The sequence below is a fragment of the Salinivibrio sp. EAGSL genome (genome assembly GCF_013366455.1).
Taxonomy (GTDB): domain Bacteria; phylum Pseudomonadota; class Gammaproteobacteria; order Enterobacterales; family Vibrionaceae; genus Salinivibrio; species Salinivibrio costicola.
This window is the reverse complement of record NZ_JABWMG010000061.1, coordinates 1-408: the sequence shown is the minus strand read 5'-3', so window position 1 is coordinate 408 and position 408 is coordinate 1. Positions and strand designations below refer to the sequence as shown.

Here is a 408-nt window from a genome sequence, read left to right as displayed (position 1 = left end):
CAAAATGTTGGATAAGAGCACATTGTCAACGGGCGCCTGTCACGATCGGTGCCAATTTTGACCACGATGTCGGATGGCGCGCGGCGGAAATCACACCAAGCTTGCGCGATCGAGAAGGCGCTTATGCCGACCTACGCCTGGTTTCTATATCGGTGGTGCCATTGGCTACGATTGCTCGTTCCCACGCTCCTGCGTGGGAATGCATACAATGACAAAATTTATACATCAATGGTGCCATTGGCGTAGGTGACACAAGCCCCGGTAAGATGTCAACGATGATGCACTGTGCTTCCTGGGCGCCTGTCACGATCGGTGCCAAATTTACCACCAATGTTCGATGGCGCCGTGCAACGGGCGCGCGGCGGAAATCACACCAAGCTTGCGCGATCGAGAAGGCGCTTATGCCGA

The 408-nt window shown here is 54.9% G+C and carries 1 protein-coding gene; it reads left to right on the top strand.

Features of this window, described 5'->3' with window-relative positions; translation table 11 throughout:
* A partial coding sequence (locus HLG76_RS14850) for a hypothetical protein (RefSeq protein WP_217706606.1) occupies nt 1-212 on the top strand: 212 nt, incomplete at its 5' end.
* Nucleotides 213-408: the final 196 nt, after the last annotated feature.